General features: G+C 45.8%; 20 protein-coding genes. 15 read left to right on the plus strand and 5 right to left on the minus strand.

Annotated elements, in window-relative coordinates; genetic code table 11:
* Positions 1-74 precede the first annotated feature (74 nt).
* The 4 genes from M1D69_RS05015 to M1D69_RS05030 all read left to right on the plus strand — a co-directional run bounded on the left by M1D69_RS05015 (position 75) and on the right by M1D69_RS05030 (position 5,446).
* Positions 75-1,376 carry a homoserine dehydrogenase gene (locus M1D69_RS05015; RefSeq protein WP_326140009.1) on the plus strand — a complete coding sequence of 434 codons (1,302 nt, stop codon included), beginning with the start codon at positions 75-77 and terminating at the stop codon, positions 1,374-1,376.
* Entirely contained in the window at positions 1,376-2,434 is a 1,059-nt protein-coding gene (gene thrC / locus M1D69_RS05020) for a threonine synthase (protein WP_458106201.1), read from the plus strand. The genes M1D69_RS05015 and thrC overlap by 1 nt, the downstream gene beginning before the upstream one ends.
* Positions 2,431-3,360 carry a homoserine kinase gene (gene thrB / locus M1D69_RS05025; RefSeq protein ID WP_458104379.1) on the plus strand — a complete coding sequence of 310 codons (930 nt, stop codon included), beginning with the start codon at positions 2,431-2,433 and terminating at the stop codon, positions 3,358-3,360. Before thrC ends, thrB begins: the two co-directional genes overlap by 4 nt.
* Positions 3,361-3,469: 109 nt before the next feature.
* Positions 3,470-5,446, plus strand: coding sequence for a S9 family peptidase (locus M1D69_RS05030; protein ID WP_458104378.1), 1,977 nt, complete (start codon positions 3,470-3,472; stop codon positions 5,444-5,446).
* 39 nt (positions 5,447-5,485) lie between these two features.
* Here M1D69_RS05030 and M1D69_RS05035 read toward each other — a convergent pair whose 3' ends face one another.
* The gene (locus M1D69_RS05035) at positions 5,486-5,821 is read right to left on the minus strand and encodes a NifU family protein (protein ID WP_175422398.1); all 336 of its coding nucleotides are present in this window, start codon (positions 5,819-5,821) and stop codon (positions 5,486-5,488) included.
* Between the two features lie 101 nt (positions 5,822-5,922).
* Between M1D69_RS05035 and M1D69_RS05040 the strand changes: the two genes are divergently transcribed.
* Complete coding sequence (locus M1D69_RS05040; RefSeq protein WP_044158988.1) at positions 5,923-6,249, plus strand: YuzD family protein; 327 nt, start codon at positions 5,923-5,925, stop codon at positions 6,247-6,249.
* Positions 6,250-6,269: 20 nt separating this feature from the next.
* Here the strand turns inward: M1D69_RS05040 and M1D69_RS05045 are convergent, their stop codons facing one another.
* Positions 6,270-7,337: an NAD(P)/FAD-dependent oxidoreductase gene (locus M1D69_RS05045; RefSeq protein WP_458104377.1), complete on the minus strand. Its 1,068-nt coding sequence runs from the start codon at positions 7,335-7,337 to the stop codon at positions 6,270-6,272.
* Between the two features lie 263 nt (positions 7,338-7,600).
* Between M1D69_RS05045 and M1D69_RS05050 the strand changes: the two genes are divergently transcribed.
* The 4 genes from M1D69_RS05050 to M1D69_RS05065 all read left to right on the plus strand — a co-directional run bounded on the left by M1D69_RS05050 (position 7,601) and on the right by M1D69_RS05065 (position 10,606).
* A complete protein-coding gene (locus M1D69_RS05050) occupies positions 7,601-7,837 on the plus strand; it encodes a YuzB family protein (protein ID WP_010331736.1) in 237 nt (78 codons plus the stop codon).
* A 136-nt stretch (positions 7,838-7,973) separates the two neighbouring features.
* Positions 7,974-9,188 carry a NupC/NupG family nucleoside CNT transporter gene (locus tag M1D69_RS05055; protein ID WP_024122722.1) on the plus strand — a complete coding sequence of 405 codons (1,215 nt, stop codon included), beginning with the start codon at positions 7,974-7,976 and terminating at the stop codon, positions 9,186-9,188.
* Positions 9,189-9,310: 122 nt separating this feature from the next.
* Positions 9,311-10,165 carry a diaminopimelate epimerase gene (gene dapF / locus M1D69_RS05060; protein WP_458104376.1) on the plus strand — a complete coding sequence of 285 codons (855 nt, stop codon included), beginning with the start codon at positions 9,311-9,313 and terminating at the stop codon, positions 10,163-10,165.
* 78 nt (positions 10,166-10,243) lie between these two features.
* A complete protein-coding gene (locus M1D69_RS05065) occupies positions 10,244-10,606 on the plus strand; it encodes a HesB/IscA family protein (RefSeq protein WP_010331733.1) in 363 nt (120 codons plus the stop codon).
* A 52-nt stretch (positions 10,607-10,658) separates the two neighbouring features.
* On the opposite strand, the gene guaC is transcribed toward M1D69_RS05065, so the two are convergent.
* Complete coding sequence (guaC, locus tag M1D69_RS05070) at positions 10,659-11,639, minus strand: GMP reductase (protein ID WP_044158983.1); 981 nt, start codon at positions 11,637-11,639, stop codon at positions 10,659-10,661.
* A gap of 278 nt (positions 11,640-11,917) precedes the next feature.
* Here guaC and M1D69_RS05075 point away from each other — a divergent pair, with 278 nt between their 5' ends.
* Positions 11,918-12,058, plus strand: coding sequence for a hypothetical protein (locus M1D69_RS05075; protein WP_044158982.1), 141 nt, complete (start codon positions 11,918-11,920; stop codon positions 12,056-12,058).
* Between the two features lie 40 nt (positions 12,059-12,098).
* On the opposite strand, the gene yumC is transcribed toward M1D69_RS05075, so the two are convergent.
* Entirely contained in the window at positions 12,099-13,097 is a 999-nt protein-coding gene (yumC, locus tag M1D69_RS05080) for a ferredoxin--NADP reductase 2 (RefSeq protein WP_458104375.1), read from the minus strand.
* Between the two features lie 330 nt (positions 13,098-13,427).
* Here yumC and M1D69_RS05085 point away from each other — a divergent pair, with 330 nt between their 5' ends.
* From M1D69_RS05085 to M1D69_RS05100, 4 genes are all read left to right on the plus strand, one after another.
* On the plus strand, positions 13,428-14,648 hold the full coding sequence (locus M1D69_RS05085) for an NAD(P)/FAD-dependent oxidoreductase (RefSeq protein ID WP_458104374.1): 1,221 nt from the start codon (positions 13,428-13,430) through the stop codon (positions 14,646-14,648).
* Between the two features lie 174 nt (positions 14,649-14,822).
* Positions 14,823-14,966, plus strand: a complete 144-nt coding sequence (locus M1D69_RS05090; RefSeq protein ID WP_458104373.1) for a YuiA family protein — start codon at positions 14,823-14,825, stop codon at positions 14,964-14,966.
* 50 nt (positions 14,967-15,016) lie between these two features.
* Positions 15,017-15,337 carry a YuiB family protein gene (locus M1D69_RS05095; RefSeq protein WP_458104372.1) on the plus strand — a complete coding sequence of 107 codons (321 nt, stop codon included), beginning with the start codon at positions 15,017-15,019 and terminating at the stop codon, positions 15,335-15,337.
* A 103-nt stretch (positions 15,338-15,440) separates the two neighbouring features.
* Complete coding sequence (locus tag M1D69_RS05100) at positions 15,441-16,100, plus strand: 3D domain-containing protein (RefSeq protein WP_081638361.1); 660 nt, start codon at positions 15,441-15,443, stop codon at positions 16,098-16,100.
* A 32-nt stretch (positions 16,101-16,132) separates the two neighbouring features.
* On the opposite strand, the gene M1D69_RS05105 is transcribed toward M1D69_RS05100, so the two are convergent.
* Positions 16,133-16,609: a divergent PAP2 family protein gene (locus M1D69_RS05105; RefSeq protein WP_044158979.1), complete on the minus strand. Its 477-nt coding sequence runs from the start codon at positions 16,607-16,609 to the stop codon at positions 16,133-16,135.
* 155 nt (positions 16,610-16,764) lie between these two features.
* On the opposite strand from M1D69_RS05105, the gene M1D69_RS05110 reads away from it, so the two are divergent.
* Positions 16,765-18,267 (plus strand): leucyl aminopeptidase, encoded by a 1,503-nt coding sequence (locus tag M1D69_RS05110; RefSeq protein WP_458104371.1) that lies wholly within the window; start codon positions 16,765-16,767, stop codon positions 18,265-18,267.
* The last annotated feature ends 28 nt before the right edge of the window (positions 18,268-18,295 follow it).

Genomic DNA, 18,295 nt, shown 5'->3' on the forward strand with positions numbered 1-18,295 from the left:
TGTAACTTATATGTCTGTGTTGAGTTAACAATTGTCTCTCTTGAAAGGACAATCCGAAGAAGGGTGGAGTTTTTTTGAAAGCAATTCGTGTAGGGCTTTTAGGCTTAGGTACCGTCGGAAGCGGTGTCGTTAAAATTATTCAAGACCATCAGGATAAGCTGATGCATCAGGTTGGCTGTCCAATTACAATAAAAAAAGTGCTTGTGAAAGATGTAGAGAAAAAAAGAGAAGTAGATTTGCCGAAGGAAGTGCTCACGACAGAAGTATATGATGTGATCGACGATCCAGATGTTGATGTCATCATCGAGGTGATCGGCGGTGTTGAGCAGACAAAACAATATTTGCTCGACGCTTTGAGATCGAAAAAACACGTTGTCACGGCAAACAAAGATTTAATGGCCGTGTACGGTTCTGAACTGCTGGCTGAAGCAAAGGAAAATGGCTGTGATATTTACTTCGAAGCCAGCGTTGCCGGCGGGATTCCAATTCTTCGCACATTAGAGGAAGGCCTCTCATCAGATAGGATTACTAAAATGATGGGAATCGTGAACGGAACAACGAACTTTATCTTAACCAAAATGATTAAAGAGAAAAGCCCTTACGAGGAAGTGCTTAAGGAAGCGCAGGATCTGGGGTTTGCCGAAGCTGACCCGACTTCAGATGTGGAAGGGCTCGACGCCGCACGGAAAATGGCAATATTGGCGCGTCTCGGCTTCTCAATGAACGTCGATCTGGAAGATGTCAAAGTGAAGGGGATCTCCCAGATTACAGACGAGGATATCAGCTTCAGCAAACGTCTCGGCTACACAATGAAGCTGATCGGGATTGCCCAGCGTGACGGCAGCAAAATTGAAGTCAGCGTTCAGCCGACGCTGCTTCCAGATCACCATCCGCTTTCTGCCGTGCATAATGAATATAACGCCGTCTACGTGTATGGCGAAGCTGTCGGAGAGACGATGTTCTATGGCCCGGGAGCGGGAAGCATGCCGACAGCCACATCAGTTGTGTCTGACCTGGTTGCTGTCATGAAAAACATGCGTCTCGGCGTAACCGGCAACAGCTTTGTTGCGCCGCAATTCGAGAAAAACATGAAGTCGCCGTCCGATATTTATGCACAGCAATTTTTGAGAATTCACGTGAAGGATGAGGTAGGCTCATTCTCGAAAATCACGTCTGTGTTCTCAGAACGGGGCGTCAGCTTTGAGAAAATTCTTCAGCTGCCGATTAAGGGGCATGATGAGTTAGCAGAAATCGTCATCGTCACACACCACACATCAGAAGCTGATTTCAGTGATATCCTGCAAAACTTAAATGATTTGGAAGTCGTTCAAGAAGTCAAAAGCACATATCGTGTAGAAGGGAACGGTTGGAGCTAATGTGGAAAGGACTTATCCATCAATATAAAGAGTTTTTACCTGTAACGGATCAAACACCGGCGCTTACATTACATGAAGGCAATACGCCGCTCATTCATTTGCCGAAGCTGTCTGAACAGCTCGGGATTGAGCTCCATGTCAAAACAGAAGGCGTAAACCCTACTGGATCTTTTAAAGACCGCGGGATGGTCATGGCGGTGGCAAAGGCGAAAGAAGAAGGCAACGACACGATTATGTGCGCGTCAACCGGAAATACATCAGCGGCTGCGGCTGCTTATGCAGCCCGCGCCAATATGAAATGTATTGTCATCATCCCGAATGGGAAAATCGCGTTTGGCAAGCTTGCCCAAGCAGTCATGTACGGAGCTGAAATCATTGCGATCGACGGCAACTTTGACGATGCCCTTAAAATTGTCCGTTCAATTTGTGAAAAATCACCGATCGCGCTTGTCAACTCGGTCAACCCTTACCGCATCGAAGGCCAAAAAACAGCTGCCTTTGAAGTATGCGAACAGCTGGGCGAAGCACCGGACGTTTTGGCGATCCCGGTCGGAAACGCGGGAAACATCACAGCGTACTGGAAGGGCTTCAAAGAATATCATGAGAAAAACGGCACTGGCCTTCCGAAAATGCGCGGTTTTGAAGCGGAAGGTGCAGCTGCGATCGTCCGCAACGAAGTTATTGAAAACCCGGAAACAGTGGCAACAGCGATTCGTATCGGAAACCCGGCAAGCTGGGATAAAGCTGTAAAAGCGGCTGAGGAGTCCAATGGGAAAATTGACGAAGTCACTGACGATGAAATTCTTCATGCGTATCAGCTGATTGCCCGTGAAGAAGGCGTGTTTGCAGAACCGGGCTCCTGCGCATCTATTGCGGGTGTGCTGAAACAAGTAAAATCCGGAGAAATTCCGAAAGGCAGCAAGGTTGTGGCTGTGTTAACAGGGAACGGGCTGAAAGACCCGAACACAGCGGTCGACATTTCTGAAATGAAGCCGGTCACCCTGCCGACTGATGAAGACAGCATCCTCGAATATGTAAAAGGAGCGGCCCGTGTATGAACGATGCCGACATGCTGTTCTCTGTCACTGTTCCAGGAAGCACGGCTAACCTAGGCCCCGGCTTTGATTCAGTCGGAATGGCGCTCAGCAGGTATTTGAAGCTGACCGTCTTTGAAAGCGATCAATGGTCTTTTGAAGCTGAAACAGAAACAGTCGCCGGAATTCCGGCGGGTACAGATAATCTGATCTATCAAGTGGCGAAACGGACGGCAGATATGTACGGAAAAGCAATGCCTCCTGCACATGTGAAAGTGTGGAGCGACATTCCGCTCGCCCGCGGCCTTGGAAGCAGCGCTGCGGCCATAGTGGCGGCTATAGAACTGGCAGACGAATTATGCGGTTTACAGCTCTCCGAAGCAGACAAGCTGCATTTAGCCAGCCTTGAAGAAGGACATCCGGACAATGCAGGCGCTTCTCTCGTCGGCGGGCTTGTGATCGGACTGCATGAAGACGACGAGACGCAAATGATCCGCGTGCCGGATGCCGACATTGATGTCGTGGTTGTCATTCCTTTTTACGAGGTGCTGACAAGAGACGCGCGGGACGTGCTCCCGGCAGAGTTTCCATATGCGGACGCTGTAAAAGCCAGCGCCGTCAGCAACATTCTCATCGCGGCGATCATGTCAAAGGATTGGCCGCTTGTCGGAAAAATCATGAAAAAGGATATGTTCCATCAGCCGTATCGGGCGATGCTTGTCCCGGAATTGTCTAAAGTGGAGCATGTTGCCGAGATGAAAGGCGCTTATGGAACTGCTCTCAGCGGAGCGGGCCCGACGATTCTCGTCATGACCGAAAAAGGAAAAGGAGAAGCGCTGAAAGAGCAGCTCGCACTTCATTTCCCGCATTGTGAAGTCGACGCTTTGACCGTTCCGAAAGAGGGAAGTATAATAGAGCGAAATCCTTTCTATCAAGTGAAAAGTGTATAGTTCATTCAAAGCGTTCCTCAGCGTCAGCGGAGGACGCTTTTTTTCTTCATGATATAAAGGGATTTTTATTTAGAAAAACGAAATAACATGTAAAAAGGAGGAGATTGATATGAAAAAGCTGATGACCGCGGAAGATATGACAGCCATTGTCTCGGTGACAGACCCTCAATACGCCCCGGACGGCAAGCGTGCGGCTTATGTGAAGTCACAAGTAAACAAAGAGAAAGATTCATACACTTCAAATATATGGGTATATGATGCGGAAAGCGGCACGTCCATTCCTTGGACACATGGAGAAAAGCGGAACACTGATCCTAGATGGTCTCCGGACGGACGCCAGATTGCGTTTGTTTCTGACCGTGATGGCGATGTGGCTCAGCTTTATATAATGAGCGCTGAAGGCGGAGAAGCAAAAAAACTGACTGATATTCCATATGGTGTGTCACAGCCGGTATGGTCTCCGGATGGAGAGTCAGTGCTTGTCACGGTCAGCCTGGGAGATGAAGAAAGTGTTTATGATCATGAGAAAACGGAACACGACAGCTTTGAACCGGTTGAAGTGCATGGTTTAGCCTATAAACGGGACGGAAAAGGACTGACGAGAGGGGCGTATGCGCAGCTTGTGCTTGTCAGCGTGAAGTCTGGTGAGGTAAAACAGCTGACTAATGAAAAAGCTGACCACTTCGATCCGGCTTTTTCTCCTGACGGCAAATCTCTCGTTTTTTCGGCTAATTTGACTGAAACGGATGATGCCAGCAAGCCGCACGATGTCTGCATGGTGTCGCTGGAGACTGAAGATCTCAAGCTGATTACCTCTCATCGCGGCTCATTCGGACCCAGCTCTTTTTCACCGGACGGAAGGTACCTTGCTTTGCTTGGGCATGAACAGGAATATCGGAATGCAACGCTAGAAAAAGCGTGGCTTTATGATATAGAGCAAGACCGCCTTACGTGTCTCACTGATATGCTGGACGTTCACTTAGCGGATGCGTTGATTGGAGATTCGCTGATAGGAGGAGCTGAACAGCGCCCGGTTTGGACAAAAGACAGTCAAGGGTTTTATGTCATCGGCACAGAACAAGGCAGCACGGGAATCTATTATGTTTCTATAGAAGGACTCGTATATCCGATTCGGTTAGAAAAAGAATATATCAACAGCTTTTCCATTCATCCAGATGAACAAAGCTTTATTGCCAGTGTGACAAAGCCTGGCAGACCTAGTGAGCTATACAGCATTCCGCTTGGACAGGAAGAAAAACGGCTGACTGATGCGAATGACAAGTTTGTCGACGAGCATCTTATTTCGTTACCTGAAGACATTCAATATGTGACAGAAGACGGGATGACGGTGAACGGCTGGCTGATGAAACCTGCTCGCGCTGCAGAGGGCAAAAACTATCCGCTTATTCTCAATATACATGGCGGTCCGCATATGATGTACGGGCATACATATTTTCACGAATTTCAGGTGCTGGCGGCGAAAGGATATGCAGTGGTTTATGTAAATCCAAGAGGAAGTCATGGTTACGGACAGGAATTTGTGAACGCAGTCAGAGGGGATTACGGCGGAAAAGACTATCAGGACGTGATGCAGGCAGTGGATGAGGCGATCAAAAGAGACCCGCAGATTGATGCCGAGCGGATAGGGGTCACAGGCGGAAGCTACGGAGGCTTTATGACCAACTGGATCGTGGGGCAGACAAATCGTTTTAAAGCAGCTGTCACTCAGCGTTCGATTTCAAACTGGCTCAGCTTTCACGGCGTTAGTGATATCGGCTATTTTTTCACGGACTGGCAGCTTGAGCATGACATGTTTACCGATACAGAAAAGCTGTGGGACCGTTCCCCTTTAAAATATGCGGCAAACGTGGAGACGCCCCTTTTAATTCTTCATGGCGAACGTGATGACCGGTGCCCGATTGAACAGGCTGAACAGCTTTTTATCGCCTTGAAAAAAATGGACAAGGAAACCGTGCTGGTCCGTTTTCCGAAAGCGTCGCATAATTTGTCACGCAGCGGACACCCGGAACAGCGGATCAAGCGCCTGACCTATATAAGCTCATGGTTTGACCAATATCTCTCATAAAAAAAGCCAGGCTGATCAAATATCAGCCTGGCTGCTTTATTAAAAGACTTGTTCTACTTCAATTACACCAGGCACTTCTTCAAGAAGAGCGCGTTCAATTCCGGCTTTCAGCGTAATTGTTGAACTTGGGCAGCTGCCGCACGCGCCTAAAAGACGAAGCTTAACAATACCTTCATCAATGTCTACAAGCTCACAGTCACCGCCGTCACGAAGTAAAAACGGACGAAGTTTGTCCAGTACTTCCTGCACCTGTTCTTTCATTTCAACTTCAGTCATGACATTCGCTCCTTTCGTCGTCATAAAACCATTATATTCAGTGTAACAATAAAAATCTATTGTTTGGTTTGCAGAATTGCTCCCATTATTATAGCACATTCAGACTTGAACACAAAAACGGTTTTTTTCTATAAAAACGTCTTTTGTCTCTGTATACTTAATAGAAAGAATGTAACGCAGAGAAATGGGGGCACTTATCAATGACCAAAACTGTCATGCTCAGCGTATATGGGGCAGAAACCGTTTGTGCAAGCTGTGTCAATATGCCGACGGCTAAAGATACATTTGAATGGCTTGAGGCTGCGCTGAAAAGAAAATATCCGGATCAGCCTTTTGAAATCCAATACATCGACATTTACGAGCCGCCTGACGTCGAAAACGTAAAACAGCTTGCGGAAAAAATCAGAAATGACGAATATTTTTATCCGCTCGTCCTCGTCGAAAATAAAATTGTCGGAGAAGGCAATCCGAAATTGAAGGATGTATATGAGGAAATGGAGAGATACGGTTATACAGAAAACCGCTGACTTCATCAGCGGTTCTGCTATTATCCGTTATGGTGTTTGTACATCCACAGCAAGCCGGATTTCAGCAAACGCGGAACACGGCCGATCAGCGGCCGGTCAGCAACAAGTCCGAAGCCGGCTTTTTTTCCGAGTGAACCTAAAACGCCTTTCAGCTTAAACTGAGGCATTGATTCAGGAAGGGCTTCACCATTCCAGCGTTTTTGCAATATTTGGACAATCTGTTCTGCTTGAGCTTCTGCCAGCTGGGCACTCGGTGCGTGAGGAAGGCTGGCACAATCTCCGACAACGTACAGATGTTCATCACCCGGGACATTGTGATGAGGGGTTAACACGACACGGCCTTGTGCGTCCTTTTCCACATCCAAGTCTCTGACGACTTTATTCGGCTGTATGCCGGCTGTCCATACGATGGCGTCTGCGGAAATGGCGTCATCGTGGTTATACACAACGCCTTCTTCTACTCTTGTGATATTTGCCCTGTTAATAATGCGGACACCGTGCTCTTCGAACCATTTTTGCACATATTTGCTCAAACGCTCGGGAAAGCTTGATAAAATGAGATCTCCGCGGTCAAACAAAATAATGTTCAGATCGTCACGGCTTTCTCTTAATTCACTTGCAAGTTCAACGCCGCTAAGGCCTGCTCCGACAATGGCAACAGTCGCTTCGGCGCATAAGTTGTTCAGCTTTTGATAGGTTTCGCGGGACTGATCGATGGTTTGAATGCTGTAGGTGAAGTCGGGCGCTCCCGGCACGTTATGATATTTATCCTCGCAGCCGAGCCCGATCACTGCGTCATCGTAAGAAATCGGTTCGCGGTCATGGAACAGCACTTGTTTTTGTGCAATATCAATTGATGAAATATCGCCGTACTCGACATCCAGGCGAGGGTGCTCTGGGAACGTTACTCTGATATGGTGGTCAGAAATTGTGCCTGCGGCAAGGGCATAATATTCTGTTTTTAAGCAGTGATAAGGATTTCTGTCAATTAACGTGATTGAAACATCATGAGGCAGCTGGTTGGGCAATAAGCGATGAAGAACACGCATGTTTCCGTAACCTCCGCCGATCAAGACCAATTTTTTCATTTGAATTCCCCTTTAACCCGAAGAGTATGATAGACACATTGATGAAAAATACGAACTTTGTAAAATAACATCTAGAATTATATCGAATTTGATCTAAAATCACAATATTAGTTTCAAAATAACCTACAAATTAGCCTTAAAACGTAAATTAGTAAAACGTTATTGCGGGAATGATATGTTACGATAATAAATTTTGAAGCGTTCGTTGTCTTTGACGAATAGTGAAAAATTCGCGATAATGTTCATATGTGAGGTGAAACCGCATGAATCCAATGATTGAATTTTGTGTCAGCAATCTGGCTCACGGCTCTCAGGAAGCCCGAGCGATTTTAGAGAAAGATCCGAATCTGGATGTTCTTGAATACGGCTGTTTAAGCTATTGCGGAAAATGTATGGAATCACTATTCGCTCTAGTAAACGGAGAAGTCGTTACGGGTGAAACACCTGCTGAGCTTGTTGAGAATATATATACATTTATTGAAGAAAACCCAATGTTTTGAAGAAAAGGGCCTGTCTCAGGCCCTTTTTTATTTTGCGGTACAAAAGTACTGAAAAAATGTGTAGACATCAAAAAATATTATTGTTATCGTATAAAAGATTTGTTTTAAATAAATTTTAAGAGGTGTAGGTGTATTCATGAATGTTCTTTGGGGACTGCTCGGCGCAGTTGGGATAATCGCCATCGCGTTTTTATTTTCAGAAAAGAAAAGCAATATTAGAATAAGAACCGTCATCGTTGGTTTATGTATACAGGTGGCGTTTGGATACATCGTGTTGAAATGGGAAGCGGGACGCGCTGTTTTTTTATGGTTTTCAAGCCGTGTACAGCTTCTGATTGATTATGCGAATGAAGGCATCAGTTTCATATTTGGGCCGCTTTTAAAAGTCGGCGACAGCCCGGCGTTTGCATTAAGTGTACTGCCTGTTATCATTTTCTTCTCAGCACTGATCGCAGTTTTATATCATTTAAAAATCATGCAGCTCATTTTCCGTGTGATCGGCGGCGGATTGTCGAAGCTTCTTGGGACAAGCAAAACGGAATCTCTTGCGGCTGCTGCTAATATTTTTGTAGGGCAATCGGAATCTCCGTTAGTGATCAGGCCCCTCATTGCAGGGCTGACGCGCTCTGAACTGTTTACAATCATGACGAGCGGTCTATCGGCTGTTGCGGGTTCAACTTTGTTTGGCTACGCCCTTCTCGGTATTCCGATTGAATACTTGCTCGCGGCGAGCTTCATGGCTGCTCCTGCGGGTCTGGTTTTCGGGAAATTAATCATTCCAGAAACGGAAACGCCGCAAACAGTAAAAGGCGATTTCAAAATGGATGAAGGCGAAGGAGCGGCCAATGTGATTGACGCGGCTGCAAAGGGTGCGTCAACAGGTCTGCAAATTGCGCTGAACGTTGGTGCGATGCTGCTTGCATTCGTCGCATTAATCGCCGTGGTCAACGGTATTCTCGGCGGTGTTTTCGGCTTGTTCGGTTTAAAAGATGTCACATTAGAATCTATCCTCGGCTATGTGTTTTCTCCAATCGCCTTTATGATTGGTGTGCCATGGCATGAAGCCTTGCATGCCGGAAGCTTTATCGGCCAGAAATTGGTGCTGAATGAGTTTGTCGCTTATTCTAACTTCGGTCCGCACATCGGCGAGTTTTCTAAAAAAACCGCTACGATTATCAGTTTTGCGTTATGCGGATTCGCAAATTTCTCCTCGATTGCGATTATGCTCGGTACGCTTGGCGGTTTAGCGCCAAGCCGCCGTTCAGATATCGCACGCCTCGGGTTAAAGGCTGTTCTGGCGGGAACATTAGCCAATCTGCTGAGCGCGGCTATTGCCGGCATGTTCATATAAAAGATAAAAGCTCCTTGCGTAATTGCAAGGAGCTTTTATGTATGAAAAACGGGGGATAATTGTATTGTGTCCGTTTATAATAGCTTTTATACTAAGAAAAAGAGAAAAAGTTGGAGGCATCTATGAACTCATTTCGATTTACCAAAATGCACGGACTTGGAAACAGCTATATATACGTGAATCAATTTGAAGAACAACTGCCGGAAGAACAACTGTCTGAAATAGCGGTTCAAGTGTCTTCCGTTTATACAGGGATCGGTTCCGACGGAATGATCCTGATATGCCCTTCAGATCAAGCGCCTGTCAAAATGCGGATTTTTAATAATGACGGGTCTGAAGGGAAAAACTGCGGCAACGGCCTGCGCTGCGTCGCAAAATACGCGTATGAGCATAAGCTGGTTGAGGAAACATCTTTTCTGATTGAAACCCTCTCCGGGCTTGTGAAAGCGGAGGTTCAAGCTGAAAACGGAAAAGTGAATGTTGTCACTGTCGATATGGGTGAACCGCGTCTGACAAAAGCCGAGCTTCCGATGCTCGGCGGCGGTGAGGAGCAAACCATTAATGAAACAATGACATTTGGCGAAGCTGAACTAAAAGGCACCGCGGTTTCCATGGGCAATCCGCATATCGTTTTTCCGATTGCCGATATTGAACAGGCTCCGCTGACGACACTGGGACCGGTGATTGAAAAAGATCCAAGATTTCCGGAAGGTGTGAATGTCGAGTTTGTGGAAACCGTGAATGAGCATGAACTGCACTTCCGCGTGTGGGAACGGGGATCAGGCATCACACAGGCTTGCGGGACAGGCGCTTGTGCAGCGGCTGTCGCATCTGTTTTAAACGGCGTATCAAGACGAAATGAAGACATTACGGTTCATTTAGCGGGCGGAGATTTGGTCATTAACTGGAAAGAGAACGGCCATGTGTTGATGACAGGTCCGGCAGAGACTGTTTGTGAGGGCGTCTATTTCTTATAAAACAGCTAGTTTGAGAAATGAGCCGATCAAGTTTATAATAAAAGACAACATCCGGTTTCTAAAAGGAGGTTCACATTAATGAGCAACCCTGTAACAATTACAGAAGCAGCAGCTTTGCATATAAAAGATATGATGAAAGAGCATGAAGAAGAAAACGCGTTTCTGCGTGTCGGCGTTAAAGGCGGCGGCTGCAGCGGCCTTTCATACGGAATGGGCTTTGAGCATGAAAAAAGCGAAGCAGACAGTATGTTTGAGGAGCACGGCATTACTGTTCTCGTTGACAAAGAAAGCCTTGATATCATGAACGGCACTATTATAGACTTTAAGCAATCCATGCTTGGCGGCGGTTTTACCATCGATAATCCAAACGCCATCGCCTCATGCGGCTGCGGTTCTTCTTTCAGAACAGCGACGAATGCGGGTAAACCAGAAGAGTGCTAATAATAGAAAAAGCCAAGTCAAGCGGTGAACCGCTGACTTGGCTTTTTTTATTTTAATACTTATCTCCATTAAAAATCGAATTCTTCACGATGACATAATCCACATTGCGGATAGCCTCCAGCTTAGTTCCGCCAGCATAAGAAATAGAAGATTGAAGATCCTGTTCCATTTCAGTCAGCGTATCCATGATTGCGCCTTTATGCTCTACGTGCATTTTTTTGCCTTCGACATTTTTCTTTTCGCCTTTTTGATATTCAGAGGCTGAACCAAAGTATTCTTTGTAGAGCTTTCCGTCTTTTTCAATGGTTTGTCCCGGTGATTCCTCGTGTCCGGCAAATAGTGAACCGATCATGACCATGGTGGCGCCGAATCGGATTGATTTTGCGATGTCGCCATGGGTGCGGATTCCGCCATCCGCGATAATCGGTTTGCTGGCGGCTTTTGCGCACCAGCGCAGCGCGGCTAATTGCCATCCGCCTGTGCCGAAACCGGTTTTAATTTTCGTTATACATACTTTTCCCGGTCCGATGCCGACTTTTGTGGCATCCGCTCCGGCATTTTCGAGCTCTCTGACCGCTTCCGGTGTTCCGACATTTCCCGCGATGACAAAGCTGTCCGGAAGATGCTTTTTGAGGTGCTGAATCATCTCAATGACGGCATTGGAATGTCCGTGAGCGATGTCGATGGTTACGTATTCAGGGACCAGATTTTCTTCTGCCAGGTGACGGACAAATGCATACTCCTCATCTTTGACCCCAACGCTGATAGAAGAGAATAGGCCGCGTGCGTTCATGTCCTTTATAAAGTCAATCCGTTTTTCAGGTTCAAAGCGGTGCATCACATAAAAGTAGCCGTTTTCGGCTAATGAAACCGCAAGTTTCTCATCTATAATCGTCTGCATATTGGCAGGAACGACGGGCAATTTAAATGTACGTCCGCCTAAACGCACGGATGTATCACACTCAGAACGGCTGTTCACAATGCATTTTGCAGGAATTAGCTGAATATCTTCGTAATCAAACACGTTTTCCATAGAATCCACTCCTAAATACGAATATTTATAATGAATAAACACCAAATGTTCGCCTTGTATAATGTACTCTGTTTTGGGGAGGATGTCAAACGATTTATCTGATGATGGATGTGATTCAGGTGCGGAAGCTTGTCATTCAGGATGAGTTTGGGTATCATAGTCTTAACGAATGGTCTCATAGAGCGGATGATAAGACGCTAATATATAAGTTCAGCACAGCTTGGTCCTTCTGCACCAGGCTTTCTTTATGACATGGACATGGAAAGGAGCGAGTGGAGATGACTCAAAACGAAGAACAAACACCAAAGTCCCAAAAGATCCAAGACCGCATTATCATGACCACGATCTGGGTTGTAGCAGCCCTTGTGATTGCGCTGGTTATCGGAACTGCGATGAATTATATAAATATCTTTAAATAAAAAAGGAGCTGTGTCACCTTGACACAAACTCCTTTTTTTATTATTTATTTTCAAAAAGACTTGTAGAGTGCAGAGGCTGTACGCGAGCTTTCGGGTCCATGTAAGCTTTCGCGTTGTTAACAGCTGTCGGTGCTTCGCCAAAGCCGCTTGCTATCAGGTTGACTTTTCCTTCGTATGTGCAAATGTCACCTGCTGCGAAGAAGCCTTCGATATTTGTTTCCATCGTTGATTTGACGACAATGGAATTTTTCTCAATTTCAAGTCCCCAGTTTTTAATCGGTCCAAGAGATGAGACGAAGCCGTAATTGACAATTAAGTCATCGATTTCTAAAATCTCTTTGCGGTCGCCTTTCACTTCCTCAAGCACAAGCTGCTCGATTTTGTCTTCTCCGATGAGCTCTGTCGGAACAAATGGAGTCAGGACATTCACTTTAGATGCGTGAAGGTTTTCCACACTGTGCTCATGCGCGCGGAATTTATCGCGGCGGTGAACAATGGAAACTTCTTTTGCGATTGGCTCAAGCATAAGCGCCCAGTCAACCGCTGAATCTCCTCCGCCCAGAATCGCAACGCGTCTGCCGGCGAATTTTTGTAAATCATCAACGAAGTAGTGAAGGTTTTTGCCTTCGTATTGTTCGGCTGTTTCAAGCTCGAGCTTTCTTGGTTTGAATGCGCCATTTCCTGCTGTGATGATGACCGTTTTAGAGTAATGGGTTTCTTCGTTTGTCACAAGCTTAAACACGCCGTCTGCTTGTTTTTCAACAGATTCAACCGCTTGCTCTAAACAAATCGTTTGGTCGAATTTCGCCATTTGCTCTTTTAAGTTGTTCACTAGCTCTTGGGCGCGGATTTTCGGAAATCCTGCTACGTCATATATATATTTCTCAGGGTACAGGGCACTAAGCTGTCCGCCAAGCTGAGGCAGGCTTTCGATAATTTTGACGCTTGCCTGTCTCATGCCTCCGTAAAAAGCGGTGAATAAGCCGACCGGTCCCCCGCCTATAATTGTAATATCATAAACTTTTGTATCCTCTCGCATACGAAAATTGCCTCCTAAATGAAAATTGTTATTAATTATACCATATTGCTCTTAAAATTGACGAGTCAGCAGAAAAATTTGCGAGTGCATTGTATGCGCATTCATTCTTGATCATATGCCCGCGGGCCGATACGATAAGAAAAACATGAATTCATCTTTTTTCTGAATGTTTCATGAACCAGCCGGATACACATGATAGTAGTGCTATGGGTGTGGACTTCACAAAAAACTTTTCAATATATTTCATAAAATCCTGCCAATAAGCTGAAGATAACACAAATGATGATTTTTATATGCGTCTAACAGCAAAAAAAAGAGAAGGTGGATGTGATGGCATTGAATAAGCCCAAAATCGTGATTTTAGGTGCAGGTTATGGCGGATTGATGACAGTGACAAGGCTGACGAAGCATGTCGGTCCGAATGATGCTGATATTACGCTTGTGAATAAACACAATTATCATTACGAAACGACATGGATGCACGAAGCGAGCGCCGGTACGCTCCATCATGACCGCTGCCGTTATCAGATAAAAGATGTAATCAACCAGTCACGTGTCAATTTTGTACAGGATACCGTGAAGGCAATCAAAACAGACGAGAAGAAAGTTGTGCTTGCCAATGGAGAGCTGCAGTACGATTATTTAGTTATCGGCCTCGGAGCGGTACCTGAAACGTTCGGCATTAAAGGCTTAAAAGAATTTGCGTTTCCGATCGCCAATATCAATACATCCCGTGTGCTTCGGGAACATATTGAGCTGCAATTTGCGACTTACAACATCGAAGCTGAAAAAAGGCCGGACAGGTTAACAATCGTTGTCGGGGGAGCCGGGTTTACGGGTATTGAATTTCTTGGCGAACTGGCTGCCCGCGTGCCGGAGCTCTGCAAGGAGTATGACGTTGACAGAAGCCTTGTACGCATTATCTGCGTAGAAGCAGCGCAGACCGTATTACCGGGCTTTGATCCCGAGCTTGTCGATTATGCTGTTCACTATCTTGAGGAGAATGGCGTTGAGTTTAAAATCGGAACGGCGGTTCAAGAGTGTACCGCAGAAGGAGTCACAGTCGGCAAAAAAGATGAGGAGCCCGAGCAAATCAAATCGCAAACGGTGGTGTGGGCGGCAGGTGTCCGCGGACATCCGATTGTGGAAGAAGCCGGCTTTGAAAATATGCGCGGCCGGGTGAAAGTCAATCCTGATCTTCGCGCGCCCGGACATGACAACGTCTTTATTCTCGGCGACAGCTCACTGTTTATCAATGAAGACACTGACCGTCCTTATCCGCCGACCGCCCAAATCGCGATGCAGCAAGGGACTACGGTCGCTAAAAACATTGCAAAACTCATTAAGGGCGGCGAGCTTGAAGAATTCAAACCTGATATAAAAGGAACGGTGGCTTCTCTAGGCGAGCATAATGCGGTCGGAGTCGTGTACGGAAGAAAACTGAAAGGGACGCCGGCTTCTTTTATGAAAAAAGTCATCGATAACCGTTCGCTGTTTTTAATCGGCGGACTCGGACTCACACTGAAAAAAGGCAAGTTTAAGTTTTTCTAAAAACCCGCTCTCCGCGGGTTTTGTTTTATTAAAAAACGCCAAAATAAAAAGAGAACAAGAGGAAAATAAAAATGTTTCCGCTTACATCGAAAGATTTGTCACATGATCTGACTTTATCATTGACAGCTTGGTATGGTACTATTATCTGAAAATTAAGAAAAAGGTGATGCTAAGATGAAAACCGCAACGACAACCGCTTCACAGGCATGCCCGTTTTGCTCAGGGAAAGGGTATTTTCAATTAATCCTCGGCGGTTCAGAAACTTGTCCGTCATGTCAGGGGACAGGTAAAGACAGTCATTCATTTTCCAGCCATTGACTTTTTAAAAGCCCCCGCGGTACACTAAAAGTAACGCAGGGGGTGGGGTTTTGATTAGTCTGCCAGTCGCTATCATCTCAATTGTTTTATTTTTTGTTTTGTTTTTTGGAATCGGTTTCTTATTAAACATGCTGCTGAGAATGTCCTGGATTATGGCTGTGATTTATCCGATTGTATGCCTTTTTATAATCAGCAAGGAAAAGCTGATCAGCTATATCCAATCGCCAGGCGAATCCTTTGCCAGTCTGTTTCAGAGAGTCGTATCGTTAGCTGCTGCAGATGTATTGATTTTAGCAAGCGGTCTGGCCGGCGCCATTGTCTCAGGCATAGCGATCAACATGCTCAGAAAAAGAGGATATCAGATGTTTTAATGCCGCTTTCTTTCTAAAGAAAGCTTTTTTTGTGCTTTCAGCGCATTCACCGTTTTGAATATTGCTCACGCTATTTGGGAACAATGATTCGGAGGAGAGGTGAATAATGTTGAAAATGATCAGACGTTTGCTGATGGCCTGTTTATTTCTGCTCGCGTTTGCCACGACATATTTAGCCATATCAGGAGTAGAGGCGAAGGACTTATCAAAATGGGTGCAAGAAAATAATGAGAAGCACTCGAAGAATACAGGGCTGACATTAAAAGCATTGCAGCAGAAAAACGAAAAAACGATGTCCGCTGCAGCCAAAGCAAAAGACAAACCATTGGAAGAAGCCTTTGACTGGAACCAGTATCCGGCGCAAAAAGTAACGGCTACAGGCTATACAGCGGGAGTCGAATCGACGGGTAAAAAACCTGGTGATCCATTATACGGGCTTACATATTCAGGTGTTAAAGTGAAAAGAGATTTATACTCTACGGTTGCCGCCGATCCATCCGTTTTTCCGATCGGCACCATTTTATTTATCCCGAACTACGGTTTGGGCGTCGTTGCGGACACAGGATCGGCCATCAAGGGAAACCGCATTGATTTGTACTTTGAAACCGTTCATGATGTCTACAATGAATGGGGCAAAAAAACCCTGGACGTGTATGTGATTAAGAAGGGGACCGGAAAAGTCACTGAGGATGAACTGGTAAAGCTTAATGAAACAAAATCATTGCAGGTGTTCAGAAATCAATACAAAACAGTGAAAGAATAAAACGCTCCAGCTACGGCTGAAGCGTTATTTTTTTACAGAAAAAAGTATGCCAGTGCCAGTGTTAATAAAATTCCTGTCAATCCGCCAAAAAAGACCTCGATTGGCTGATGGCCGAGAAGCTCTTTCAGCTTTTTTTGTTTTTCTTTCTCTTCGGCTTTCGGAAAATCTTTTGCTTCATTCACAAAACGGTTAAAATCAATCACAAGTTTATTAATGACTGTTGCCTGCTCGCCGGCATGACGTCTGACGCCGGTTGCGTCAAACATGGTAATAACGGCGAAAATGGCTGAAACCGCAAAGAGAGAGGAACCTAATCCATGCTCTAAGGCTACGCCTGTAGAGAGCGCCGTAACAGCTGCGGAGTGGGAACTCGGCATGCCGCCTGTGCTTGTCACCAGCGACCAGTCCAGTTTTCTGGATACGATAAATTGTATCGGCACTTTAATGACTTGTGCAAAGATGATGGCAGCAAGGCTTGATAATAAAGGAAAATTCATAAAAAGTTCCATAGGCGACATCCTTTCTATATGAAAATCTTTCGTGTTACAAAAGAAAAAAGCAGGTCTTTGTCTGTTGTTTGATAAAATAAATTGAAGGAAAGAATGTTTTTCCTATTATACCATTGTTCATTACAAATACCCATTACGTTAGGAGTGTAAGCCTTATGTTTTATGCGGTTCAACAATTAGAGCATACTGAAACCCTAGTGGTCGGACTTTTTCAAAAAAGCCAGCTGACAGGCAAAGCAAAGGAAATTGATGAAAAACTGGAAGGCCATCTGACTCAGCTTCTGAAAGACGGTGATGTCTCTGCCAAACGGAATCAAGTATCAAAAGTATTCCCTCCGTCCTCCGCTGGTATGAAACGTATTTATTTCGTCGGTTTGGGAAGAGAGGCGAATTATTCATTTGAAGAGGTGAAGGAATGCTTTGCCCATGTTTTTCAAGCCATTCATAAAGACAGAAAACAAGAGGCTGCCGTACTGCTTGACACATTTATTTGTGAAGAAATTCCCGCAGCGGATGCCGCTCACGCATTGGCTGAGAGCTGCCTGCTTGCTTCTTATGAGGTGCAGGATTATAAGCACAAATCAAATGAACCGGATAAACAGCTTGAATCCATCTATGCCGTCACAGATGAAGATACACAAGAAGTGCAGGCCGGTCTTCTTGTCGGCCGGGCATACGGGCAGGGCACAAATTCGGCGAGAACGCTTGTTAATATGCCGGGAAATATGCTGACAGCAACTGACTTGGCTTCTTATGCGTCCGAGCTTGCGGCGAAGTATGATTTTGAGTGTGAAATATTGGAGAAATCGGATATGGAAGAGCTCGGCATGGGCGGAATCCTTGCGGTAAACCAAGGCTCTGCCGAACCGCCCAAAATGATTGTCTTGAAATATCAGGGCAAAAAGGAATGGGAAAACGTTATCGGACTTGTCGGAAAAGGAATTACCTTTGACACAGGCGGTTACTCTATTAAAACGAAAACAGGAATTGTCGGCATGAAATCCGATATGGGAGGAGCGGCAGCGGTCCTTGGCGCAATGGAAACGATCGGCGAGCTTCGTCCGGAGCAAAATGTGCTGGCTGTCATTCCGTCAACCGACAACATGATTTCAGGCGGGGCGATGAAGCCTGACGATGTCATCGTGTCATTAAGCGGAAAAACGATTGAAATCCTTAACACGGATGCAGAAGGAAGGCTTGTGCTTGCAGACGGCCTTACATATGCGAAACAGCATGGCGCGTCTGTTCTTGTTGATGTGGCAACGCTCACCGGCGGTGTTGTTGTGGCATTGGGCACAGAAACAACCGGCGCCATGACAAATAACGAGAGCTTTTATCAGCGGGTGGCTGAAGCTGCGGAAGAGTGCGGTGAGGCCATCTGGCAGCTGCCGATTACAGAAAAGGATAAAAAACGTGTGAAAAACAGCCAAGTGGCGGATTTAAACAATTCACCGGGACGGGAAGGCCATGCTATTATGGCAGGAACGTTTCTTGGTGAGTTTGCTGAAACGACTCCTTGGGTCCATCTTGATATTGCAGGCACAGCAACTTCAAGTAAAGCAAACTGCTTCGGTCCGTCCGGTGCAACCGGCGTCATGGCAAGAACACTGGCTACGCTGGCAGAAAGATTCACAGCGGAAGAAGACGCAAAAGCATAATAAATATAGCCCTGCTGCGATTTCGCGG

It is taken from the genome of Bacillus sp. PK3-037, from assembly GCF_054161355.1.